Below are 21,846 nucleotides of genomic sequence, written 5' to 3' on the forward strand. Positions count from 1 at the left end.
CTCGCCTCGCTTCAGGCATGTCTGTCCCAAAGGCCCCGTACTGGATCGACCCGCGAATCAACACCAAACAACCCTGCCGGGACAAAACGCTCTTTAACTGATCGTTTCAGAATGACGAGGCTGCTGAGCGGAGCCAAGTCCAGCTCTGTGTATCGGTTACGGGAGGCTGAGTGCTTCGGCCCAGACATCGCCGCCATCGGCCCAGGTCCACAACCATTGCCGCAGTGATCCGGTCGCGTGGCGCAGGCCGTCATGGGGGTCCTCGCCCCAGCTTGGCACCCAGCCGTCTGCGTCGTAGAGCAGCACGGGGTTTCTGACTGCGAGCAATGACAGATGCCACTGCATCGTGCAGCCGCCCGACGCCAGGTACAGCCATGATCCGGGCAGTCCTGCCGCACAGTCGCGTTCGTGCCGGGTAACCGAACAGGGCCAGTCGATCAGGTCCCCCGGAGCACGCCGACCGTCGGTGAGAGAGGCCAGACCGCCGTCAGGCCCGAAGCCGCCGTCGCTGACCTCGGTGTAAATCCTCCGAAGGAGGGTCGGCAGCGGACGCCCGATAATATCCTCGGCGGCTTCGACTTCAGGTGGTGTGACCGGCGGAAACAACGGTCCGCGCGGAACGTCAGCGAAGTAGGCCGCCACCTCCTCGGTTTGCGACTTGAGCACGACCATGCCGTTGCTGCTGGAGCCGACCGTCTGGCTCCGAATGTGCTCGAGATGCTCCGGGCCGAAGTGTTCCTCGATCCACGAGCGTGGCACCGGTGCCGTGTCGAACCGTCGGCCCGGGTCCCACGCGCGAGTACACAGCATGTCGATCAGCGTGTCGTCGCCCTCGGCAGCACCGGGTTCGCCAGGAAGTTCTTGACGGGACGACTCGGAGTCGCCGTGCACAGGGGACGTCATGCGTTGGGATCCTACTGCTGGGGGCGGAGAGCTTTTCGAAGGCGTCGCAAACAGATGATTGTGCAGGCCAGTTCGAGCAGTCCCTGGTGGAGGTCGGCGCGTCGTTCGTAGCGGGTGCGGAGTCGTTTGAACTGGTGCAGCCAGGCGAAGATGCGCTCGACCACCCACCGCACTTTGCCCAGTCCGGAACCGTGGGCGACGCCGCGTCGGGCGATCACGGGTTTGATGCCCCGTCTCCACAGCAGGCGGCGGTACTTGTCGAAGTCGTAGCCCCGGTCGGCGTACAGCCGCCGAGGCTTGCGGCGGGGGCGTCCGCGAAAGCCCCGGATCGGCGGGACAGCGTCCAGCAGCGGCAGGAGCTGGGTGACGTCGTGCCGGTTGCCGCCGGTGAGTGTTACCGCAAGCGGGGTTCCGTGGCGGTCGACGATCAGGTGGTGCTTGGAGCCGGGGCGAGCGCGGTCGACGGGCGAGGGGCCGACGTGATCCCCCCTAATCCCAGGACTCGTCGGTCCGCCATCTCAGTAGCCGTTCGCGACACCAGCGCACTTCAGGGGCCTCGATCTGTCTACAGAACTCTGGGACTCGCGATGAACAAGAGATCGACCCTGGAGTGGGCTCGCGCCGTGACGTCAACGTCTGGCCGACCGCCGTGAGTTTCGTGGTGGTCACGCAGGCACCGGGCCGTGCCGCTTTTGACAGAGGCCTGGAACGGCCGGGAGAAACGGAGGCATCAGCCCGGCACCCGCGTCACCCCACGAAATTCACGATCACGCGCATGTTCGTGGTGGTGCGCAGGCTCCGGGCTGTCGCTCTATCGGGAGGCCTCACAGGCCATGGTCGGATCAGACCTTGCCCGGCACCCACGCACCACCGGTCAATCGGTGGGCAGCGGCGCCGGTCTCAGAGCGAGCCTCGGGGACTGGAGAGGGCCAAGGCGTCCGCCGCCCGTACAAGCGTCTCTTCGCATCCTTGCGGGATCCGCGACAAGCTGCTTACACCCTGGATTAGAAACGCACCGGGTGGATGCGCGGCCCCGCTCCCGTCGATGGCGTTCACTTCCACCCGGTGGGCTCCACTCGGTGGAGTGGATGACGAGCACGGTGGCGTCCACTCCCGGACGGTGGACTCCACTCGGTGGAGTGGAGCCGGGCGTCGTCGGTGCGCACCACCGCACCGGGTGCGCACCATGGGGTCCACTCAGTGGTCGGCCTCCCGGCCGCGGTGCGGTCCGGGCTGCTGTGGGCGGTGCGCCTGCTGGTCGTCTGGGCGCACCGGGCGCACCGCGCCGACATCGTCCTGGCCCGCGTTGGCCGCGTCCGCGCGGACGCGGTCCGCGCGAAGACGGGAGTCGTCGCCCACCTTGGCGAACGTGTCCTGGAGACGGCGCAGCCGGTCGGCGGTGAGATCGAGGGCTTCCACGTCCGTACGGGACCTCCGCAACGCCCGCAGCGCCGTCATGTCGATCGCCTCCCCGCTACCAGCCTTCGGCTCCTGGTCGTCGTGCTCGGGGTCGGCCGGCTCGGGCAGGAGCAGCTGCTCGGGCATCGCTGCCTGCTGGTGGGTGACGACGTCGTACGCCCGGCCCCGCACCGCGGGGGCGGTGGTGGTGCGCAGCTGTTCGCGTACCACCGCGCCAGCGAGGACGGCGCGCTCGTACTGGAGCGGGAGGCGGGGGATCTCCCACTCCCCCGCATCCTGGCCCGGGGGCCGGGGCGCGGCCGGCTCGCCGGGATCGGCCGGGGGTTGCCAGTCCGGGTCGGAGGCGGGGGCCGGAGGTCGGCGGCGGGCGGGAAGGTCGGACAGCGCCCACCGAGCGGTGTAGAGGCGGTAGCCGGCCTCCCGGCCGCGTACGGTCTTCGGCTCGGTGATGTCCAGGCAGTGGGTGGAGATGGCGGCAGTCACGATCTGGTCGTCCAGGCCGGGGTCCCGGCGGCGGCCGCGCAGGACGAGGGCGAGATGGCGGCGGGCTTCGGCAAGCAGGTGCCGACGGTGGAAGCGGCCGCCGTCGTTCATCACGAACACCGTCGCGGTGACGTCGACAGCCGCCAGGGCGACATCGACCACGGCCACGACGCGGGCCCGGATCGCGGCGGCTGCGGCGCGAGCGTGCTCGAGGAGGGAAGTGATGACGTCGGCGGCGACCTTGGAGGTGAGGATCGCGCTCACCTTCCACCAGACGCGCAGCTGCGCGAGCGGCTGGGCCGTCTGCTTCGGCGGGCGGGTCTTGCGGGCAGCGATCCGGTTCAGCTTGGCGCGGGCCCGCTCGGAGACCACGGGCAGGAACAGCGGCTCGCCGTCGTCGTCGACGGCGGTGACGTACTCGTGCTCCAGCTCTGCCAGGCAGGCGGCGATCTGGTCGCTGCGCCGGGCAGTCCAGCGGATCAGCCCGTGCGACACCCCGGCAACCTCCATCACGGGCCGGCGCCCCGGGGTGACGATGCGCGGCTCGGTCGCCAGCCCCAGCGCCGCGCAGACCTCAGCGGCCACCAGCTCGTTGTAGAGCGCGGAAGCCGCCACGGTGCTTCAGTTCTAGCGGTCGTTGCAACACGGCCTCTGACAGCTCCGACCCGCAGGCGGAGCTGGGAATGTCATCTCCGAAACCGGCCGAACCTGCGCTTCTGGGCATCTGTCTCCTTGTCTACGGTGGGCGCCTCAGGCTCGCGCACCTCCACGAGTTCTGCCACCGAGACTCGAAGGTCGCGGCCGACCCATCCGCGATGGTCTCTGAAGATGACGCGGAGAGCTCCGTCTGGCGCACGGTAGATCTCCCGTGTGTGGTCACGCTCGTATCCGAAGTGGCCGTGCGTCCGGGCCGTTTCCAGAGCCAGGGCCCACGCCTCGCTCTCCTCATCACCCGCGGGGATCGTCTTGGCAACACCGTAGTTGTAGGAGCCCCCGACCAACTCCGACCGCTCAACGAGCACAAACCATCCTGTGGCCGTCATCGATACCCCTCCCGCATCCCCACCGTAGGCAACCGGAGCCTACTGCCTCGGTCGGCGAGCGTGCTCTTGCGGGCGGCGACGGGGCGGCGACGCGAACGGCCACCGCTGATCATCGGTGGGTGAAGACAGACGATCAAGCAGTGGCCGCGGGCTACAGCGTAGTGCCCGCCCGTTGGCGTGCGATGTTCGATCAGCTGATGGGCCGTGTCGCGGGCCGGTTCGCGCGGGACGAACCTCGTCGCCGCACGACGGCGTTGGTGCTGGGCCTGCTCGCGGACTTGCCGAGGAAGAACTGCTGGGACCCTGGCCGAGCACGCGGGCGACGCCACCCCGGATGGCATGCAGCACCTGCTGCACCGCGCGAAGTGGGACGCCGACGCGGTCCGCGACAACGTACGCGCCTACGTGGTCGAGCACCTGTATGACGAGCAGGCTGTGCTTGTGGTCGATGAGACCGGCGACCTGAAGAAGGGCACCGCGACGGTCGGCGTACAGCGCCAGTACACCGGCACGGCCGGGCGGATCGAGAACTCCCAGGTCGCCGTCTACCTCGTCCACTCCGCCATGCGCGGGCATGCCGCGATCGACCGGGCCCCTGTACGTGCCGCGCTCGTGGACCGACGATCCCGACCGGTGCCGAGCCGCCGGCATCCCCGACGACCTGGCATTCGCGGCCAAGCCCCAACTGGCCGCTCGGATGGTCACGACGGCGCTGGACACGGGCACGCCCGCCCGGTGGGTGGCCGGAGACGAGGTCTACGGCGACAGCCCGCACCTGCGCGCCGCGCTGGAAACCCGCCCTTTCGGCTACGTCCTGGCCGTCTCAAGCACCCACCAAGTTCCCACGCACGCAGGCAAGGTCCAGGCGAAGGCGCTCGTGACGCGGATACCCCGGCGGGCCTGGCAGCGGCTGTCAGCCGGGGCGGGAGCGAAGGGCGAGCGTTACTACGACTGGGTCCAGGTCGACATCCATGGCCCGGCCGGGCGGCCCGGATACGGCCTTGGTACTGGTGGGCTCGCGTATTCAACTGTCGCGGGTTCCCTTGGGAGCCCAGCCCGCCGGTGACCGGCTGTGGTCGCCAGCGGCGTATCGGCTCCAGGTCCCGCCGCTTTCTCTGAGGAGGCGGCTGGTGGTCTTGTCGTGGTAGCCGAGGGCGTCCGCGATGACGGGGGCGGGCAGTTCAGCGTTGGAGCATACAGGCTCCATCGGCGTCATCGCAGCCGACGCCGAAGCCCAAAGCTCCACCGTGCTCTCATCGCGGCCGGCATCCCGGCATCCGGACCGGACACTCTCGGAGCCCGCCTCACCGTCGTGCCGGCCTCCACTGCCAAGGGACTGGAGTACGACCACGTCGTGGTGGTCGAGCCCTCAGCCATCGTCCAAGCCGAGCCCCGCAGCATGAACCGACTGTACGTGGCCCTCACCCGAGCGGTCTCCCGCCTCCACATCGTGCACTCCGCACCACTGCCGCTCGCGATCCGGCCCTACTGCCGAATGCGGTGGCGTGCACTCTGATCAGCTGACCGCCGCGGGTGAGGCCGCAGACGGCATAGAGGCCGTCGAACTCGCCCGCCGCGAACGACCAGACGTCGTGCTGATGGACGTACGCCAGCACGAGGACTGCCCGAGCACAGGATGCTGCCGCACACTGACCGCGGCCGCCGCCGTCTTCCTCAGCGGAGGCGTCCCCCTGGGGACAGTTACCGAGCCTCCGCGACCGGTCCGCAGGACTTCTCCAGGAGGGTGAAGGACTTGGGTGCACTACCCGGCTGCGGCTTGCCTGCCTTGTGACCGACGACCCGGTAGCCGGCGTCCAGGTAGTAGGCGTTCAGGCGCGCGTTACCAGCCAGGCAGTCGAGACGCACGAACGCCCGCCCCGCCTGGGCGACCCGTCGCTCCGCAGCACGCAGCAGAAACCGCCCCGTCCCTGGCTGGGCACGGTTGCGGTCCACCATCAGGCGGTGCACATAGCCAGCCACCGGCGGCTGCGGTTCCCAGGCGTCCTCGTCTTCCCACCACAGCTCCCAGACCCCGGCCACGCGGCCATCAACCTCGGCGAGCCAGACCTCACCACTGTCCATGGCCTTGCGGAAGTGGTCCTTGCCCAACTGGCCGGGTTGCCACTGCCCGGTAACGCCCTGGGCGAGCATCCAGCGGGCAGCGTCGTCACGCAGACGAACGAGAGTGTTGAGATCGGTGTCCTCAGCGAGGCGAAACTGCAGATCGTTCACATCGCGATCCTCGCACGAGTGCTCGAGATGTCCTCCAGCCACGGTCGAGCGCCAGGGTTGTCAGTTCTCATCGACATTTTCGAGCTGCCTGATCGCTACTGAGCTTGTCGGCGTGATGTCGTCAGGGTGAGTCCGGTTGCGGCGAGGCATCCGTCGATGGTTTCGCTGCGGTACTGGAGTTCGCGGAGGGTGCGGCGCAGGATGTGCATCAGGTGGTCGGGGTCGGTGAAGGCGGTGTTGTTCTGGCCCGCGCGTCGGACCAGTGCCCAGATGCCTTCGACCGGGTTCAGGTCGGGTGCGTAAGGCGGTAACTGGTAGGCGGTGATCCAGTCGCGGGCGTGGATGAAGGCCCGCAGCCGGGCGTCCAGGTGCACGTTGAGGCTGTCCCAGACGAGCACGAAGGGGGCGCCGAGTTGCTGGTGGGCGGCGGTCAGCAGGTCGCGGTAGTCGGTCCAGGTGAAGCTGCGCCGGCCGCCGCGCTTGTGGTCGACGTGCCGCTTGGGCCGGAAGACCAGACGTGAGCGTTCGCCCTGCTTGTAACAGGCCAGGGCGGCGATCGAGAACCGGCGCTGGGAACGTCCCCGTACCCGGATCACGGGCGTGTGCCCGCGCCTTGCCCAGGTGCGGGAGGTGGGCGGCGTCATCGAGAAGCCGGCTTCGTCCTCGAAGACGATCCAGCCGCCGAGCGCCGCCGCGGTCCTTTTACCTGAGTCCAGGTCTCCTTCACCCAGCCGGCGACCGCGTCCTCGTCACGCTCGGTCGCCCGTCGGGCCGGAACCTGGTGGCTCCATCCGTGACGCCGGAGCATCTTCGCGATGGCCGAGAGCGTGAGGGTCCGGTGGAACCGGCGTCCGATCAGCGTCTTGATCCTGGCCAGGGTCCAGGTCTGGTCCGGCCAGCCGTGGGCGGCCGGTCCCTTGGCCAGCTCCTGCTCCAGAACCGCGAACAGGGCCTCGTTCAGCTTGGGCCGGGCGGCCGATCCCTTGGAGTGCAGCGTCTGTCGGCCGCCTTCCTGCCAGGAACGGCGCCAGCGCTGCACCGAGCGCACACTGACCCGCAGTTCCTTCGCCACCGCCGCGTTGTCCTGTCCTTCAGCGAACATCTCGGCCGCCTCCATACGGATGCGTTCGCGAAACGCCCGCCGCTCGGCGGTCAGGCCGCCGCCTTGCGGATACCTCATACTTCCGGCATACCGCGACAACCATCACTTGTCACCCTCGCGACATCACGCCGACAAGCTCAGTAGAGCCAGTTAGGCAACTTGGCCGCCCGGAGCCCCGCGACGACTCGACCACCAATTGGGAATCGCGACTCGATCGCTCCGTAAGACAACGTCAGCGAGGTCGTCTGCGGGAGACGGTGTGACGACGAGCTGGCGGAGGGAAGCGTGCCCGAGATCTGGGCCGGACTGGACATCGGCAAGAAGCACCACCACGCGGTGGTCATCGATGCCGACGGCAAGCGGCTGCTGTCCCGCCGCGTCCTGAACGACGAGACCGAGCTGCTCCAGCTCATCGGAGACGTCCTGGAGATATCCCGCGACGTGCTGTGGGCCGTGGACATCAACACCGGCATCGCCGCCCTGGCCACCGGCCTCCTCCTCAACCACGGCCAGCCCGTCGCCTACCTCACCGGCCGGACCGTCCACCAGGCGTCCACGACCTACCGGGGCGAAGGCAAGACCGACGCCCGTGACGCCTTCATCATCGCCGACCAGGCCCGCCTCCGCCGCGACGTCAGCATGCTCCGCCCCGGCGACGACATCGCCCTCGACCTGCGGCTCCTCACTGCCCGGCGCCTGGACGTCGTCCACGACCGCACCCGCCAGATCAACCGCCTGCGGGCCCAGCTCCTGGAGTACTTCCCCGCCCTCGAACGAGCCCTGGACCTGACGAAGAAAGGCTCGGTCCTCCTGCTGACCGCCTATCAGACCCCGGCCGCGATCCGCCGCATGGGCGTCCGACGCCTGGAGACCTGGCTGCGCAACCGCAAGGTCCAGAAGGCCGGTGCGCTCGCGGCCGCAGCCGTGGAAGCCGCCCAGTCCCAGATGACCGCCCTGCGCGGTGAGGAGTTGGGCGCCGAGCTCGTCGGTCGCCTCGCCCGCTCGGTGGTCGCTCACAACGACGAGGTGGCCGAGTTCGACGCCCGGATCGAGGCGCGCTTCCGCCAGCACCGGGACGCCGAGATCATCCTCACCCTGCCCGGCATGGGCCCCATCACCGGTGCCGAGTTCATTGCCGCGACCGGCGGTGACCTCACCGCCTTCGCCAGTCCCGACCGCCTGGCCGGCTTCGCCGGCCTGGCCCCGGTCCCTTGGGACTCCGGGAAAGTCAGCGGGAACCTGCGTCGGCCCCGCCGCTATCACCGCGGTCTCCAACGGGCTTTCTACCTGTCCGCTCAGGTCAGCGTGTTCTGGTGTCCTGTCTCGAAGGCGTACTACGACCGGAAGAGGAAGGAGGGCAAGGGGCACAAGCAGGCCGTCCTTGCCCTCGCGCGGCGCCGCGTGAACGTCCTCTGGGCCATGATCCGAGACGAGACACCCTTTTCTCCTCCTGCCCGTTCGGCGGAGGCTTGAATGTCCCGGCCATCCGCTGACGTCCAGGCTTGTGTGTAATCCAACCTGCTCATCGAAGAGGCTGCGCTTCTCGTCCGGTAGTCACTGGTTACCCAACAGATGACGACGTCGGAGGCGAGTGAAGGCGGTAGGGCTGGAGTGATGCGGTAGGAATTCCTTGATGCGCTGTGCGCATTCGCGCGGGCTCGCTGTGCTGGTGTCGCACTCCACGTCGTAGTCGCCGTGGGCATGTACCAGGTCATATTGGTGTGCCGCGAGGCCCGAAGGGCGGTCCCCCCGAGCCAGCTCGCGGCGAGTGAGCTCGTCCAGCGGGCAGTGGACACCGACAAACAGGACGTCCTCGGGCGGTAGAACCGCTAGGCAGTCGAGTAGTCGCCACGGCTCGCTCAGCACGTGATCGACCACAATGTCGTTGCCCACTTCGGCCATGGCCGCAATCGACCGGTGGAAGCCCATCCTGGTCCGCCGCAGTGCGTTGTCCAGTTCCTCCGCCCCGAGCTCCCGCTTGCTGCGCATTGCGTTGAAGCTGTCGACCGCCAAGTGGAAGAAAACGCCATCTTCCAGGATGTCCAGGAGCTCTCGGGCAATGCTCGACTTTCCTGAACTAGAGGTGCCATTGAGGAAGATGATCCGTCCAGATGTCATATCGGCATGGTCACATGGTGCCGCTTCGGCGGGACACTCGGCTGCGCTTGTTCGTCCGTAGCCACGTGGTCACTCCAAACAGCGGATTGGCGAATGCCAGGTCCTTGACATCGAGATTGGGAAGTTGTCACTCGCCCGCACGCTCCGTTGACCGGCGGGTTCGCCGCAGATCCGGCGTATGTCATCACGCCTATCAGGTCGCGATCGACTTCGGTTCGTTGCCGTCGGCAAGAGGCAGAGCCCGGCGGATTCTCGCCGGTCCCTGCCTCCCATGTCTCTCAGTCGTTCACGTGTGCGGGTTGGTGTGGGTGGCCGAACTCTGCGTCGGTGAGCCACCCGAGCCGGGGAGCCGGGAGCTGCAGCGCAGAGGTGGGGGCCTCGCACAGCGGTCCGTTGTCGTTGCTGGGCGAGACCCACACACCGCTCCATCGCGGGTGCTGGTCGGTGAGGGGATCGCCGCAGTCGGCGCAGAGGATGACCGGGACCCCGTGCTTGCGCAGCAGCCGGGCCAGTTGGAGAGGTTGGAGCTCGGGCACGTCGTCTGCGTCTCCGATCAACCCGGACATCATGGTTGAGCTGTTCCAGGTGGCTGTGTCGATCGTGTCGTCCCAGGTGGTGTCCGGGCCAACGCTGTGGAAGGTACGCCATCCGAAGACCGGTGTGCCCGGACCGTTGGGTTCGGGCGCCTCGTGGAAGGACTCAAGTACGGCAGCGGTGTAGTCAGGGCGGACCTTACGGACGCCGACTTCCACGATCGGCCGGATCACTGCGTGCAAGGCGTCGAGAGCGGCGAGCACGCCCGTGTGCAGTTGGTCGCGGCCGTGTTCGCCGGCCTGGTACGCGGCGCACAGCACCATCTGCTCCAGGGCACCGTCGAGAAAGACGGCCTGCTCGATTACGGCTTCACCGTTATCGGCGAGGATGACGCGATGGCGCATTTTGGCGCCCTCGATGTCGCCGATCCACTCCACCGTCTCACCGGCCTGGACAGCCTTCACCGCGTCAGCAGGAGCGGGAAACCGTTCGGCGAGATCCCCGAGCAGGTCGATGTCCTCCTGCGGGGCGTCATCCCAGTCCGCGAGTTCCAGACCTGGGCGCTGGGCTGGAGCGGTCCGAACTGTGGCGCGCTTCCGGGGCACCTTGCGGTCCTTCTTGCGCTTCTTCGGCATCCTCGTCAGTCTCCTTCACCTTCTCGTGGCCATTGATCCTTGCAGTCGACGGCGGCTCTTGTGCCTCGATCAGCCGACAGGGCGAACGCAGTCCGTTCTGTTCACGCCGTGCGTTCCAGCTCCACCACGACCGCTGCGGCCTTGAGTTGTCCCACCGTCGTCCCGGCCTTCCTCGCCGCGCGCTCCGCACGGGCCCGGCGCAGGCCGCAGCGCGGGAGACATCGGCCTGGCGCTGGCGCTCGGTGTGGGCCTGTTCGATCGGGGCCGGCTGGTCATCGGCCATCGCCTCTGGCTCCGGGAAGGCCCGGAGGCTGAGAGCCCGCATCGCTGCGGTCTGCCACTCCACCACCTCCGCGATCGAGGGGTCGATGCGGCTCGGAGGCGCGACGGCCTGGTGCGCGGCGAGGGCTCGGCGGTAGCCGTCGGAGGCGGTCTCTCGGGTGCGCACCGGCCCAGCGGGGGCGGCGGGCTGCCGGTCCAGGTCGGCTGCCGCCGTAACGGGGCCAGCCTTCCCGGCGGCGGGCGCCAGGACGTGCAGGGTGCGGACGTGCGAGCCCTGCACCTTCTCGTTGGCCGCCGCGATCAGCTTCGGTGCGCTCCAGCGCAGCTGCGTGCCGTACGCGGGCGCGTCGGGGGTGACGTCCAGGCGGCCGGTGTCCGCGTCGAAGCCCACGGCCTGGACGTGCCCGGCGAGCTCGGGCGCGGCCGCGGCGAGGATGTCGTCGAACTGGGCGAGGACGCCGCCGCCGGCGGCCGGGGCGACCATGCCGCGCTCGGTCATCATCATGCCGATCACCGCACCGAGCCCGAGCGGCTCACACCCGTCACGCCGTACGACGGTGCCGGTGCGCCGCTTCGGCTTCTTCGTCTGGGCGCCGCCGTTCTTCTTCGCCGCTTCCCGGGCCGCGACCAGGGCCTGGCGCGCGAGGTCGACGCCGCTCGGCTCGGTGCTCACGCGATCACCGCCCCGGCGTGGTCGCCGTCCAGCGGGCGCGCGGCGAGTTCCGGCAGCCGGTCCGTCCATGGCGCGGCCGCGGCCGGCTCGGTGCGGGCGGCGGTGTGCTCGCGCAGCTGCTCCAGCCGCGTTGCCAGCAGGTACCCGGCCACGCGTTCCCGGGCCGCGTCGGCGGCCTTCGTCGCGGCGGCGACGGCGTCCGCGCCGGTCGGGTTGTGCTGGAACCAGGGACGGCCCTGCTCCGCCTTGAACGCCCGCCGGGCCTCGGCTTCTGCCTCCTCGGTCCGGCCCAGCATCGCCAGCGCGGTGGTCTGGAACTCCTGGACGGCCTGCCGTGCGGTCTCGAACGCGGTGAACGCGTACGCGTCCCTCGCGGCCTCCGGATCAGCCTCCAGCATGGCGACGTCGGTGATCTGCAGGAACTCCTGCCATGCGGCGGCGACGCTGCTGCCGATGGCCGTCCGGGCCTTGGAGGTAAGGGCCGTGACGCTGCCCGGGTCGGTCAGGTCGGCGGACCCGGCCGCCGCGAGGAGAGCGGCCTCGCCGATCAGGGTCTTGGTCTGACGGCGGTGGTCGCACGCCTCGCACAGCCCGGCCGCCTGGTCGCGCCCGCAGTCCTCGCACGGCTGGGCCTGGTGCACCGCTTCGGCGGCTGCCGCCTCCTGGCGCTCGCGCTCCGCCCGCTCCCGGGCAGCCGCACGGGCGGCATCGCGGCGGGCCTGTTCCACGCGGGCCTGCTCGCGGCGCCAGGCGAGGTCTTCCGCCTCGATGGCGACCCGCTCGCGCAGCCGCTCCTCGAGGAGCCGGCGGCGCTCGCCGGCATTCAGGCCGGGCAGCTCCCGGTCGATCTGCGCCGCGACCTTCGCCCGCCGGGCGCGGCGGACGTGCAGCACGTTGCCGCACATCTCACACTCGGCCCCGGTGTCCAGCCGGATCCCGTCGTCGCAGCGCCGGTCCGTGCACGCCTGCCGCTGGGGCAGGCCCCGCCGGATCAGCCACCCGTACGGCTTGTCGACCCGGGCCTCGCCGCCGGTCTCCTTCAGCCGGTCGGTGAGCCGGTCGGCCAGCAGCCGCGGCCCGCTGCCCTGGTGCTCCAGCAGGCCCTCCAGCCGCTTGATCTCCGCTTCCGCGGCCGCCTGGACCTGGTCCTGCTGCCAGCCGGAAAGCTGCGCCCACAGCCCCGCGACCGGCCCCAGCGCCACCTGCAGAGCAGGACGAGCCGGAAGGCCCACCCTCCGCTGCTGCTGCGCCTTGTCCCAGCCCACGGCCTTCGGCCGGCCACCGGCACCAGCCCCGGCAGCACGCTGCCCACCCCGCTCAGCGACCGGGGCCTTCTTCGGCTGTTCCCCGCGAAGCGGGCCGCCCTCAGCCACCGGCGACACCGAGGCGGCAGCGGCGTCCTCGCTGTCGACGGCCTGGTCCTCGCCCGCGCACGCGCGCTCCGGCCGACGGCCTTCGCCCCCACGGCCTTCGCCGGAAAAGCCACCAGAGAGCTGCGGGGGAACGACGGGAGTAACCAGGTGAGGGTGGTCAGTGTGAAGGGCTGCCGCAACGTCGGGCTCTGCAACATCCGCCACATCCGTCACCGGCACGCCGCTGACCTGTGGTTCCGTCTCCAGCTCCGGCACCTGAACAGGCCCTGCCGCATCGTCGGGGTCTGAAAACTCGGGCTCCAGGGCTTCCGCACGGTCCTCCTGGACGTCGTCGCCGACCGTACGGCCGTGCGCGGCAGCGACCGCCGGCACCATCAGCCGCGACCGGTTCGCCAGGCCCGAGGCCGTCTTCAGCCGCACCCGCAGCACCAGCTCCCGGTCCTCCAGACGCTCCAGCACCCGCTCCCCCGCCGCCGCCGTGCAGCCCAGCAGCCGGGCCACCGTCGCCGCGGCCCGGCCGCGCTTGGTGTCCACCGTCCCGCCGCACTGCCGCACCCGACCGGTCTCCCGCGCCTCCAGCACCAGCAGCAGCAGCGCCAGACGGTCCGTTGCCGCCCCCCGACCGGTACGCGTACCAATCAGCCCGGCCGGAGTGACCCGGCCGTCCCGGTGCTTCCAGCCCGGCGCCATCACGGCCTCCAGCAGTCGCTGGAGCGTCGCGTACTCCTTCTTCGACAGGTTCAGCGGGTGTCCCACCACCCCCTGCGCCGCCCACAGCGGCAGTACCCGGCACTCCAGGCCGTCGTCCTGCCCGTAGTCGCCCTCCGCCGTCTCCACCGAGACCACGCCCGAGCGGCGCAGCCCCGGCACCACCTTGGAGGCCGTGTACGACGCGGACAGCCCGAGCCACCGGCCCAGCTCGGAGGTGCGGATCTCCACCACACCGGTCTCCGAGGGCGTCCGCGACGCCAGCACCAGCACCGCCAGGCGCACCGCGTCCGGCGCACCGTCCAGGCCGGCCAGGTCCAGCAGCATGCGCACCGCACCGCCCAGACGGGCGCGAGCGTCCCGCCCGAGCGACAACGGATGACCCGCCACCCGCTCCGGGACCGGCCCGGCAGGGACAGACCCCAGCCGACGCCGCCTCCCGCCCGGCGCCTGGCCGACGGAGCTCTCGATGACCCCTTCTCGGGGGTGGCTCAACGCGGCGACCGCCGCCCGCGCCATCACAGGAACACTCCTGACCTGGAACGGCACACCGTGGACGCGGGGAACCTGCCACCACGCCGCTCGTTGTGAGGCATATGGCAGCCAAGAAGGACCCCGCCGCGCGCCGCGTCCGCGAGGCTGCGCGCCGTGCCGCCGCAGCCGAGCGAATCGGCCCCCGCCCTGTCAGGACCCCCCGCCCGCGAACCCTCTACAGTCTCAGGCCGCCGGGCCGCTACTACCAGGAATGGGACAGCCCGACCGGCACAGACGAGGAGGTGATGGGCAAGGTGATCGACGCCTTCGGAACCGACTCCGGCGAGGCAGCCACCATGCGCCTGCTGCTGGAGTACCGCAGTATCTACGGCCCGTACATCCCGCTCGCAGCCGCCGGCCATCTCGATGCGATCCTGCAGGACACCGACCTCGTGGCCGACCTCACCGAATCGATCGGTGACACGGAGGGGGACGTTCGAGAATCCCTTCACTCCCTGCACGCACAGGGCATGTTCCTCGTCGCGGACGACGGCACGCTGTGGATGACAGTCCCACCCGGCACCCCGTACTCGGCAGCGGGAGGTCAATGGGCGTTCGTGGAACAGAAGGCGGCGGCCCCGGCCGGCTGACCGTCCTGCGTCCGCAGAACCACGCCACCGGCAGCTCCGGCTGCCGGTGAGCATCACCGACAGCCGCACCGGCCTGGTACTCTCCCGCCCGGCCAGAGGAACGTTGATAGAGATCATTGCGGCAGCCTTACGCGGGCTGCCTGTGGACAGGGCCTGCTGAGCCCCGATACCTCCCGGCGCTCCCGCACGGCGGGCAACAATCTTGGAAACCATCCCGCCCCACGGGACGCAGCCCCGGAGTACCGCGGCGGCCGGCGCCGCCAGGAGGACAGGGGTCCCCCTCTCGGTATAGGTGCGCCGGACCGGGGTCGGTGTGACACTCCACCCCGAAGAATCTTCGTGACTAACGCCGTGAACAGGGCAAACAGGATGTGCGAATCCCGTCACGCGGGAAGCGCGGAAGGCTTGAACCGGTGTAAATCGGGCACGGTCGAGCTGACAAGAGGGCGCCAGGTCGTGCACTATGGCGGGGACACCAACTCTCATAAGCGAGCCGGACCACCCCGCGCGAAACGGGAAGGGCCGACGAGTGGATGGGGGTGGCAGCCCCCTCCGTGAGGAGCGGGCGCCGGACGATGAGGGCCTCCTTGGTCCCCTGTCGGACGGGTGATGCGGACAGCCCTCGGGCTGGTCGTGTGCGGTGATCTCCCTTCGGGGCGGTTGCTGTGTGGCTCCGACGGCCTGCGAAAGCCGCCGGAGCCGGGTGCAGAAGTCCCTTTGCGAGAGGGGCGACTGCGGTAGTGCTGGTCCTTACGGACCGGTTGTGTGAGATGAGCCAGCTCGATGAGCTGGAGCCCAGAGCCGGGTGCGAACCGGAGACTGGGCGACCGACACGGGTTGCGAATCCGTTCGGTGAGACGGGCCGCGTGGCCACGGTGGATTGCGAGTCCACTCCTGGCGCGCGGCCGGTGGCGGCTACGTCACCCCGACCCCCTTGATTCCGAGGCTGGCGTCGGCATGCCCTCATCCGGCTTCGCGGCTTCGGGATACCGCTCCGCGAGCCGGTTGAGTAGATGCATGTAGACGGCGCGGTGCGGCCGTCGGGGGTGGGTCTGCCCCAGCTCCCAACGAGCCACGGCAAGACGCTTCACGCCCACGGCCTCCGCGACCTCCTGCTGCGTGAGGCCGGCCGCGAGGCGCAGCTTTGCGCGCACGGCTGGTGGCGGCAGGACGTTGTCCACGAGGGCGTCGACCCGCTTCAAGCGGTCCGGGTCGGTCATGGCGCAGCCTTTCAAGATCGATGGCTCCCTGAAAGATACACGATGCGATCTCCGTCGGGGAGGGATCGTCACTGTGAGCTGCGTGCTGCCGGGGGCCCGGTAGGGTCCGTTCCCGTGGCCCGCCTCGTGTTCTTCGATCTGGATGGCACGCTGGCCGACCGGCAGTCGGCGCTCAGCGACGCGTTGACGTGCCTGTGCCGCTCCCGCGCGCTCTCCCCAGACGCCGAACAGTGGCTGCGCGCCGCGCTGGCCGACCGCGCGACCGCCGGCGATTTCGCCCGACTGCGGGAAGTCTTCGGCCTGGAAGTGTCGGCCGTGGACCTGTGGCAGGAGTACGTCCACCTCATGGCGGCCGCCGTCACCTGTCGCCCCGAGGTCCTCGAGGGCCTGGCTCGTCTGCGCGCGGCCGCGTGGACGATTGGCGTCGTCACCAACGGGGCTGGCGACATCCAGCGCGCCAAGCTCGCTGGGACTGGCCTCGCCGACCTGGTCGATGGCGTCGCCGCCTCGGGCGACCTGGAGATCCGCAAGCCGGACCGGCGCCTCTTCGAGCTCGGGGCCGCGCGGTGCGGCGTCAACCTCGCGGGCGGCGGCTGGATGGTCGGCGACAACCCGGCCGGAGACATTGGCGGTGGCCACCAGGCCGGTCTGCGCACCATCTGGCTGCGCGGCCGCCCCTGGCCCGAGGGGCTCCCCGCCGCGCACCGCGTCGTCGACGATGTCACCGACGCCATCACCATCCTGCTCAACGAGACGGAGTAGCACCGTGGACCAGCCGACCGTCGGCATCCTCCACCCCGGCAGCATGGGCGCCGCCGTCGCTGCCTGCGCCGCGACCAACGCGGTGGAGGTCTTGTGGTGCGAGACCGGGCGCAGCACCGAATCCGTGGAGCGAGCCGCCCGGTTCGGGCTGACACCCGTGGCCGCACTGTCCGAGCTGCTGGACCGCAGCGACATCGTCATCAGTCTCTGTCCGCCGGCCGCTGCCGAGGACCTGGCCCGCGACGTCGCCGGGCACCGTTTCGCCGGGGTGTACGTGGAGGCGAACGCCATCAACCCCGAGCGAATGAAGCGGATCGCCGCGCTGCTCGGATACGGCGCGACCGTCGTGGACGGCGGCGTCGTCGGCTCCCCGCCGGTCGGCGGCAAGACGCCGACTTTGTACCTGTCCGGCCCGACCGCCGCGACCGTGCGCCTCGAGGCGCTGTTCGCAGGCACCGCCGTTCGGACTGCGGTGCTGGGTACGGAGATTGGGAAGGCGTCTGCGCTGAAGCTGTCGTACGCCAGCTTCCAGAAGACCAGCCGGGTGCTGGTGGCGCTCGCGGTCGGGATGGCGCGCGAGCACGACATCGACCAGGAGCTCATCGAGGTCGCCTCCCGGCGCACCGACTCGTATCTCTCCGAGCCGCAGTACGTCGCCAAGACCGCCGCGCGCGCCTGGCGCTGGGGCCCGGAACTGGAGGAAGCTGCCGACGCGCTCGAGGCAGCCGGCCTTCCGCCGGAGATGCTACGCGCGGCCGCGTCCACGCTGGCACGGTGGAACGACGCCAAGGACGACGGCTCGCTTACGCTCACCGACGCCTTGGACCGACTCGCCCAGCCGTAGCCCGCGCTCATGCCGTCGTCGCTCCCGCCCGCTGCGCCAGCAGCTGGTCGATGAGCCGCGCCGCGTCCTGCGGAGCCGCCTTCGTGGTGTCGACGGTCAGGTCCCAGGTCGTACCCGGGTGCGCATCCAGGTCTTCGCGGGTCGCGTCCCACGCCGCCAGGCGCGCCGTAGTGTCGCTGTCGCCGCGCCCCGCCGACCGCTGCTCGGTCACCTCGCGCGGGCACCACAGCAGTACGACCGACCAGTCGGCCGGGTAGCCGTCGACCAGTGCCCGGATGCCGTCGACCTGCCCGAGATGCACCACGGGCACCCCGGCCGCGAACGCCGCGTCGACGCCGGGCCGGTCGATCGCGTACGTGTTGCCGTACCGGGAGTTCGCGTAGACGACGTCGCCCGCGGCCTCCAACTCGTGCAGCTGCTGCGCTGTGCCCATCCGGTAGCCGGCCGACTTGCCCGCCCCGACCTTGAGTCGTGCGAACTGCGCGTACCGCGAGTTCAGCTCGGTGAGCGCGGCGGTGATGGTGTCTTTGCCCGAGGCTGGCGGGCCGTAGAGGATCACGCCTTGCTTCTCCGTCACGCGTACATCGCTCCCATCGCCTGCCGGGCCTGGTCCGCGAGCGTCACCGCGGTCCCCAACCTGTTGTCGACGACCAGGTGCGGCACGGCCGGGCGCAGCTCCAGGTCGATCGTGGCCATGTACTCATCCCACCGCTGGAGCTTCCATGCATCGCGGGCAGCGGATCGGAAGGTGATGTACTCGCGCATCGACTCCTCATCGCACCGCACCCACACGGGAAAGACGTCAACGCCCATGGATGCGGCCCGATTCGACAGACGCTGCATCCAGTCCGGGTCGGTCATCTCCGCGATGAAAGGCGCGGTGAGCACGGTGGAGATGCCGCACTTGATGTTGGCCATGGCCGACTGCATCAGGCAGTCGTACTCCACCGGCCGGACCTGTGACCGGTAGAGATCGGTGTGCCTGTCGTTCGCGTCGCCACCCAGCGCGACCAGGAGCCGCTCCACGAGCGGGCGGGTGAGCGGATCCTTGTCGAGCAACGGCCAGCCGGTCAGCTGAACGAAGAAGCGGGCGAGCTCGGTCTTCCCGCTGCCGGCGAAACCGCCGACCAGGATGAGCACGGGACGATGAGGGTCGCCGCCCGTGTGCCGACGCTTCCACGCGTCGATGATCCGTTGCTGCAAGTCGAAGTGGTCGGCTTCGTCCGAACCCGGCGCGATGCGATGAATGGCTCGCTCAACCGCCAAGACGTGCGAGCCGTTGAGGCGATCGTCCATCGGAGTGAGCTTGAAAGACGTCTCCTCCCCCGGCAGCGCGGCACGGAAGCCGAGGTCCGGCTCGGTCGCGCGGTACAGCAGGCAGTAGGCGCGCCGGTAGTGCGGGCCGGGGTAGACCTCCCCCTGCTCGTGCTGCCACAAGGTCTGGGGATTTGCGGCGGGAATGCCCTTGAGCTTGGCGCGCTCAGCGACTTCTCGGAGCCGCTCGCCAGCCTTCTCCAGGGTCAGACCGTGGGCCTCGCGCTGCTCCCGTAGCCGGTCCGGCCTCCACCCAGCTCGCTGCTTCCCCACCCTCTGCCCCTCCGTCATCGTCATGGCCGCGAGCCTAGGGCTCGGGCTGCAAATCGCATGTATACGCGGATGTTGAAAACGCGTGAATGGCGGTGCGTACGAGCTTGGACAAGCCCTTGTGATGGTTCGCCTTGCCTGGCCCGAGTGTGATGGCCCTCACGAGATCAGCCGACGGGAGGGACACCATGGCGCGTGAGGTGCTGTCAGTGGTCGTCGTCACCATCCCCGTCGTCATCAGCGAGTCGGGCACTCGCGTGGCGTCGGATGGAGTAGCCGATCTCGAACTCTTCAGCGCTCATCCTGGTGTCGTTCAGCTCGACAACCTCGCCGTTGGAGCTGGTTGTGACTCGTACGACACGCAGGAGCGGAACGCCAACGTCGGCGGGGAGGTTCAGCGCCTCCGCCTCTTCGGGCGAGGGCATGCGGGCGGAGACACCTTCGCTCCAGCGGAGGGGGCGGTGGCCCATCTCCTCCAGGCGGTCATAGATGCCTCCGGGCCCCGTGTCGGCCTCCGCGAGTCGAGTCCCTCGAGCGAGGTCGGCCGGCAGATAACTGGTCGCCAACTGCTTCGGCTTCCTGCTCTCGGGGTCGCCCATCACACGGTCACGAACGAGGACTTCAGATCCGGTGGGGAGGCCCATGAGGGCAGCGAGATCAACCGGCACGATGCCCCAACGCAGGGTGGGAGGCTCCAAGGCCACCCACGGTTGGGCGGTCGGGTCGAAGTAGTAACCGATCTCATCGCGGAAGACCTGGCGGGACCGGGTGATGCGCCGCTTCTCAGGGCGCTCTCGCACGATGGTCCCTCTGCGGCGCACCGCGACGACCAGCCCCTCTTGCTCCAGGAGCGAGATGGCGCTTCGCACAGTCTGGTAGCCGGCGCCGTACTGCGCTTGGAGCTCGGTGAGCATCGGCAGCTTGTCGCCCGGCATGTATCGCCCCTCGCTGATCTGCTGTCGCAGGTCAGCGGCGATGTCGCGATACGAGACGGGCATCGGAGCCACCTTTCAGAGTGCTGCGCGGATCTGATTCTAGGGCTAGCTCTATCAGGCGGCGATGTGCGAGCACAACCGATCGACACGAATAGAGCTATCGCTATTGACTCGGCAGCCCGACATGGTCTCTACTAGGCGATAGCGATAGCCCTAACACTCCGTTGTGTAGGGGTTACGCCTCTCTGTGCCACCGCAAGACCGCAGTAGTCGTCCGCCCCTTGGAGCGGCCGGAGTAGTCCTCAGCTTGCTGAAGGACGCGAGAGCACCATCGAACTCCTCCGGAGCCTGACGGCCGCGATGACTGTGTGCACGTCGCAGCGCTGTGCGCTGTCTGTCCTACGGGACGCCGGCCTCGTGCCGTGCGGCCCGGAGGGCGGAGAGAGCATCGCGACGCGCTCCCCGCCACTCCGCCCCATGAGGAGTCCAGATGACTGCTTCCCCCCTTGAGCGCACCGCCCGCCCCCGCCGGAGCCGGACCCGCTCCCGCACCGTCAACGCTCGCCCGGCGCTGGTCCTCTCCACCCTCAAGCCCCACCAGTACGACCTGCGCCCCGCCTGTGCGTCGCTGATCTGCCCCGACTGCAAGACGTGGGTGCCGATCACCGGTCTCGGAACCATGAAGCCGAAGGTCGTGCCGCACGACACCGGCCGCGCGTGGAAGGACGCGGCCGTCCGCTGTCGCTTGGGCAGCAACCGCCTGGTCCTCGTCGACGTCACGGTCAAGAAGTGGCAGGAGCGCCTGGAGGACGGCCACGCGGAGACCGGCCACCGCCGCCGGACTACCGTGCTGCGCAAGCCGAAGACCGCGGTCGCCCCGGCCGTCAGTCAGATCGCCGCGCGGAAGCAGACGCCGGCGGATGACGAGCCCGGCGACGGTCGGCCCCTGTGGCTGCTGCGCAAGGAACAGTGGGCGGCGACCGAGTCTGCGGTCCGCGACACGGACACCCGCCGCGCGCAGCTGCCCGCCGGTGCCGTGCCGCTCGGTGCGCCGCCGGTGCCGCTCACGACGCTGCACCCCGAGCACCGCGCGGGCTGACTCGCTCCGGACGAACGACCACGGCCTAGAAGTGCCCTGAAGATCTTGAAATCGCGCCCGGCTTGCACGGATTCATGGCGATTGACATTTACCGGCAATCCAGGGTGAGTCGGGCGGCCGGAGCAAGATCTTCATCGGCCTTCTAGGCCACCCCGCAGCGGGGTGGCCTAGGCCGTGGCTGCTCGTACAAGCAGTCAGCTCCCCAAGTGGGGAGTGATCGCGACAGCCCTTGGGATTGCGGCCCGGGGACTGTCCAGGACCTGACTTGGAGGACCTGATGCAGCACAGCATGACACGCACCACGGCGCAGCCGCGGGCCGGGATCATCGACGACATCGAGCGCGAGGACGACGCCAAGGGCTACGAGCCCGAGGACGCCGTCCGCGTCGACGTCGCCCTGGTCCTCGTGCCCAACCTCACCACGGTGCAGTCCGGTTGGGCGGTGGCGGCATGACCGACGCCGAACGCGAGGCGTTCTCGCAGAAGAACCGGGAGCAGAACCGGCGCTCGGAGAACGAGCGCGCCGGGGACAACCGGTGAGCGCCCGCCCGACCGACGACCTGTTCGTCCGCTACATGAAGGCGTTCGAGGACTCCGCCAAGCACACCGCCGACTGCCCGGCCTGCCAGGGCGAGACGCCGTGTGCGGAGGGGGTGCCGATCCACGATCGGTTCGCCCGCCTCCAGGACGCCTACCTCGCACGACAGAAGCAGCAGCGCTGACCCCGGCCCTGCCCGTCGCCCCCGCGCCTCCCGGCCGGGGCCGGCGGAGAG

General features: G+C 69.7%; 22 protein-coding genes and 3 pseudogenes. 10 read left to right on the top strand and 15 right to left on the bottom strand.

The window, feature by feature from the left end; genetic code table 11:
- Nucleotides 1-156 precede the first annotated feature (156 nt).
- The 4 genes and pseudogenes from ACIRFH_RS30630 to ACIRFH_RS30645 all read right to left on the bottom strand — a co-directional run bounded on the left by ACIRFH_RS30630 (nt 157) and on the right by ACIRFH_RS30645 (nt 3,848).
- On the bottom strand, nt 157-903 hold the full coding sequence (locus tag ACIRFH_RS30630) for a hypothetical protein (RefSeq protein ID WP_403527843.1): 747 nt from the start codon (nt 901-903) through the stop codon (nt 157-159).
- Between the two features lie 11 nt (nt 904-914).
- Nucleotides 915-1,391: pseudogene (locus tag ACIRFH_RS30635) on the bottom strand (IS5 family transposase); the annotation flags it as partial.
- A 709-nt stretch (nt 1,392-2,100) separates the two neighbouring features.
- A complete protein-coding gene (locus tag ACIRFH_RS30640; protein WP_403527845.1) occupies nt 2,101-3,420 on the bottom strand; it encodes a relaxase domain-containing protein in 1,320 nt (439 codons plus the stop codon).
- 71 nt (nt 3,421-3,491) lie between these two features.
- Nucleotides 3,492-3,848, bottom strand: coding sequence for a hypothetical protein (locus ACIRFH_RS30645; protein ID WP_403527848.1), 357 nt, complete (start codon nt 3,846-3,848; stop codon nt 3,492-3,494).
- 197 nt (nt 3,849-4,045) lie between these two features.
- Between ACIRFH_RS30645 and ACIRFH_RS30650 the strand changes: the two are divergent.
- From ACIRFH_RS30650 to ACIRFH_RS30660, 3 genes and pseudogenes are all read left to right on the top strand, one after another.
- Nucleotides 4,046-4,842: pseudogene (locus tag ACIRFH_RS30650) on the top strand (IS701 family transposase); the annotation flags it as partial.
- Between the two features lie 363 nt (nt 4,843-5,205).
- Nucleotides 5,206-5,364 (top strand): hypothetical protein, encoded by a 159-nt coding sequence (locus ACIRFH_RS30655; protein WP_403528021.1) that lies wholly within the window; start codon nt 5,206-5,208, stop codon nt 5,362-5,364.
- Nucleotides 5,354-5,458 (top strand): annotated as a pseudogene (locus ACIRFH_RS30660) (DNA-binding response regulator); the annotation flags it as partial. The gene ACIRFH_RS30655 and the pseudogene ACIRFH_RS30660, both read left to right, overlap by 11 nt.
- Nucleotides 5,459-5,549: 91 nt before the next feature.
- Here ACIRFH_RS30660 and ACIRFH_RS30665 read toward each other — a convergent pair.
- The 3 genes from ACIRFH_RS30665 to ACIRFH_RS30675 all read right to left on the bottom strand — a co-directional run bounded on the left by ACIRFH_RS30665 (nt 5,550) and on the right by ACIRFH_RS30675 (nt 7,260).
- The gene (locus ACIRFH_RS30665) at nt 5,550-6,080 is read right to left on the bottom strand and encodes a GNAT family N-acetyltransferase (protein WP_403527851.1); all 531 of its coding nucleotides are present in this window, start codon (nt 6,078-6,080) and stop codon (nt 5,550-5,552) included.
- A gap of 95 nt (nt 6,081-6,175) precedes the next feature.
- Complete coding sequence (locus tag ACIRFH_RS30670) at nt 6,176-6,724, bottom strand: transposase (RefSeq protein WP_403527854.1); 549 nt, start codon at nt 6,722-6,724, stop codon at nt 6,176-6,178.
- Nucleotides 6,721-7,260, bottom strand: coding sequence for a winged helix-turn-helix domain-containing protein (locus tag ACIRFH_RS30675; protein ID WP_403527857.1), 540 nt, complete (start codon nt 7,258-7,260; stop codon nt 6,721-6,723). The genes ACIRFH_RS30670 and ACIRFH_RS30675 overlap by 4 nt, the downstream gene beginning before the upstream one ends.
- A gap of 207 nt (nt 7,261-7,467) precedes the next feature.
- Between ACIRFH_RS30675 and ACIRFH_RS30680 the strand changes: the two genes are divergently transcribed.
- A complete protein-coding gene (locus ACIRFH_RS30680) occupies nt 7,468-8,655 on the top strand; it encodes an IS110 family transposase (protein WP_403527860.1) in 1,188 nt (395 codons plus the stop codon).
- Between the two features lie 81 nt (nt 8,656-8,736).
- Here the strand turns inward: ACIRFH_RS30680 and ACIRFH_RS30685 are convergent, their stop codons facing one another.
- From ACIRFH_RS30685 to ACIRFH_RS30700, 4 genes are all read right to left on the bottom strand, one after another.
- Nucleotides 8,737-9,300: a chloramphenicol phosphotransferase CPT family protein gene (locus tag ACIRFH_RS30685; protein ID WP_403527863.1), complete on the bottom strand. Its 564-nt coding sequence runs from the start codon at nt 9,298-9,300 to the stop codon at nt 8,737-8,739.
- A gap of 278 nt (nt 9,301-9,578) precedes the next feature.
- Nucleotides 9,579-10,469, bottom strand: a complete 891-nt coding sequence (locus ACIRFH_RS30690) for a hypothetical protein (protein ID WP_403527866.1) — start codon at nt 10,467-10,469, stop codon at nt 9,579-9,581.
- Nucleotides 10,366-11,424: a DciA family protein gene (locus ACIRFH_RS30695; protein WP_403527869.1), complete on the bottom strand. Its 1,059-nt coding sequence runs from the start codon at nt 11,422-11,424 to the stop codon at nt 10,366-10,368. The genes ACIRFH_RS30690 and ACIRFH_RS30695 overlap by 104 nt, the downstream gene beginning before the upstream one ends.
- Nucleotides 11,421-13,832, bottom strand: a complete 2,412-nt coding sequence (locus tag ACIRFH_RS30700; protein WP_403527872.1) for a hypothetical protein — start codon at nt 13,830-13,832, stop codon at nt 11,421-11,423. Before ACIRFH_RS30700 ends, ACIRFH_RS30695 begins: the two co-directional genes overlap by 4 nt.
- A 269-nt stretch (nt 13,833-14,101) precedes the next feature.
- Between ACIRFH_RS30700 and ACIRFH_RS30705 the strand changes: the two genes are divergently transcribed.
- Nucleotides 14,102-14,629, top strand: a complete 528-nt coding sequence (locus tag ACIRFH_RS30705; RefSeq protein ID WP_403527875.1) for a hypothetical protein — start codon at nt 14,102-14,104, stop codon at nt 14,627-14,629.
- A gap of 920 nt (nt 14,630-15,549) precedes the next feature.
- Here the strand turns inward: ACIRFH_RS30705 and ACIRFH_RS30710 are convergent.
- Nucleotides 15,550-15,849: a helix-turn-helix domain-containing protein gene (locus ACIRFH_RS30710; RefSeq protein ID WP_403527878.1), complete on the bottom strand. Its 300-nt coding sequence runs from the start codon at nt 15,847-15,849 to the stop codon at nt 15,550-15,552.
- A gap of 114 nt (nt 15,850-15,963) precedes the next feature.
- Here ACIRFH_RS30710 and ACIRFH_RS30715 point away from each other — a divergent pair, with 114 nt between their 5' ends.
- On the top strand, nt 15,964-16,611 hold the full coding sequence (locus ACIRFH_RS30715) for an HAD family hydrolase (protein ID WP_403527881.1): 648 nt from the start codon (nt 15,964-15,966) through the stop codon (nt 16,609-16,611).
- A 4-nt stretch (nt 16,612-16,615) separates the two neighbouring features.
- A complete protein-coding gene (locus ACIRFH_RS30720) occupies nt 16,616-17,455 on the top strand; it encodes a DUF1932 domain-containing protein (RefSeq protein ID WP_403527883.1) in 840 nt (279 codons plus the stop codon).
- Between the two features lie 7 nt (nt 17,456-17,462).
- On the opposite strand, the gene ACIRFH_RS30725 is transcribed toward ACIRFH_RS30720, so the two are convergent.
- From ACIRFH_RS30725 to ACIRFH_RS30735, 3 genes are all read right to left on the bottom strand, one after another.
- Nucleotides 17,463-18,032, bottom strand: a complete 570-nt coding sequence (locus tag ACIRFH_RS30725) for a guanylate kinase (protein WP_403527886.1) — start codon at nt 18,030-18,032, stop codon at nt 17,463-17,465.
- Nucleotides 18,029-19,066 carry an AAA family ATPase gene (locus ACIRFH_RS30730; protein WP_403527889.1) on the bottom strand — a complete coding sequence of 346 codons (1,038 nt, stop codon included), beginning with the start codon at nt 19,064-19,066 and terminating at the stop codon, nt 18,029-18,031. The genes ACIRFH_RS30725 and ACIRFH_RS30730 overlap by 4 nt, the downstream gene beginning before the upstream one ends.
- 179 nt (nt 19,067-19,245) lie before the next feature.
- Nucleotides 19,246-20,037 carry a GntR family transcriptional regulator gene (locus ACIRFH_RS30735; protein ID WP_403527892.1) on the bottom strand — a complete coding sequence of 264 codons (792 nt, stop codon included), beginning with the start codon at nt 20,035-20,037 and terminating at the stop codon, nt 19,246-19,248.
- 427 nt (nt 20,038-20,464) lie between these two features.
- Here ACIRFH_RS30735 and ACIRFH_RS30740 point away from each other — a divergent pair, with 427 nt between their 5' ends.
- The 3 genes from ACIRFH_RS30740 (at nt 20,465) to ACIRFH_RS30750 (ending at nt 21,795) form a co-directional block, all read left to right on the top strand.
- Nucleotides 20,465-21,073, top strand: a complete 609-nt coding sequence (locus ACIRFH_RS30740) for a hypothetical protein (protein ID WP_403527895.1) — start codon at nt 20,465-20,467, stop codon at nt 21,071-21,073.
- A gap of 289 nt (nt 21,074-21,362) precedes the next feature.
- Nucleotides 21,363-21,527, top strand: coding sequence for a hypothetical protein (locus tag ACIRFH_RS30745; RefSeq protein ID WP_403527898.1), 165 nt, complete (start codon nt 21,363-21,365; stop codon nt 21,525-21,527).
- Between the two features lie 82 nt (nt 21,528-21,609).
- Complete coding sequence (locus ACIRFH_RS30750; protein ID WP_403527900.1) at nt 21,610-21,795, top strand: hypothetical protein; 186 nt, start codon at nt 21,610-21,612, stop codon at nt 21,793-21,795.
- The last annotated feature ends 51 nt before the right edge of the window (nt 21,796-21,846 follow it).

Source organism: Streptomyces sp. NPDC093586 (assembly GCF_044764905.1).
Lineage (GTDB): Bacteria > Actinomycetota > Actinomycetes > Streptomycetales > Streptomycetaceae > Streptomyces.

Bases quoted from the DNA above. Each gene is read 5' to 3' on its own strand.
- ACIRFH_RS30710 (WP_403527878.1), bottom strand. From the start codon at position 15,849: ATGACCGACCCGGACCGCTTGAAGCGGGTCGACGCCCTCGTGGACAAC.
- ACIRFH_RS30705 (WP_403527875.1), top strand. From the start codon at position 14,102: ATGGCAGCCAAGAAGGACCCCGCCGCGCGCCGCGTCCGCGAGGCTGCG.
- ACIRFH_RS30685 (WP_403527863.1), bottom strand. From the start codon at position 9,300: ATGACATCTGGACGGATCATCTTCCTCAATGGCACCTCTAGTTCAGGA.
- ACIRFH_RS30630 (WP_403527843.1), bottom strand. From the start codon at position 903: ATGACGTCCCCTGTGCACGGCGACTCCGAGTCGTCCCGTCAAGAACTT.
- ACIRFH_RS30645 (WP_403527848.1), bottom strand. From the start codon at position 3,848: ATGACGGCCACAGGATGGTTTGTGCTCGTTGAGCGGTCGGAGTTGGTC.
- ACIRFH_RS30700 (WP_403527872.1), bottom strand. From the start codon at position 13,832: ATGCTGCTGGACCTGGCCGGCCTGGACGGTGCGCCGGACGCGGTGCGC.
- ACIRFH_RS30730 (WP_403527889.1), bottom strand. From the start codon at position 19,066: ATGACGATGACGGAGGGGCAGAGGGTGGGGAAGCAGCGAGCTGGGTGG.
- ACIRFH_RS30745 (WP_403527898.1), top strand. From the start codon at position 21,363: ATGACACGCACCACGGCGCAGCCGCGGGCCGGGATCATCGACGACATC.
- ACIRFH_RS30740 (WP_403527895.1), top strand. From the start codon at position 20,465: ATGACTGCTTCCCCCCTTGAGCGCACCGCCCGCCCCCGCCGGAGCCGG.
- ACIRFH_RS30675 (WP_403527857.1), bottom strand. From the start codon at position 7,260: ATGAGGTATCCGCAAGGCGGCGGCCTGACCGCCGAGCGGCGGGCGTTT.
- ACIRFH_RS30670 (WP_403527854.1), bottom strand. From the start codon at position 6,724: ATGACGCCGCCCACCTCCCGCACCTGGGCAAGGCGCGGGCACACGCCC.
- ACIRFH_RS30735 (WP_403527892.1), bottom strand. From the start codon at position 20,037: ATGCCCGTCTCGTATCGCGACATCGCCGCTGACCTGCGACAGCAGATC.
- ACIRFH_RS30690 (WP_403527866.1), bottom strand. From the start codon at position 10,469: ATGCCGAAGAAGCGCAAGAAGGACCGCAAGGTGCCCCGGAAGCGCGCC.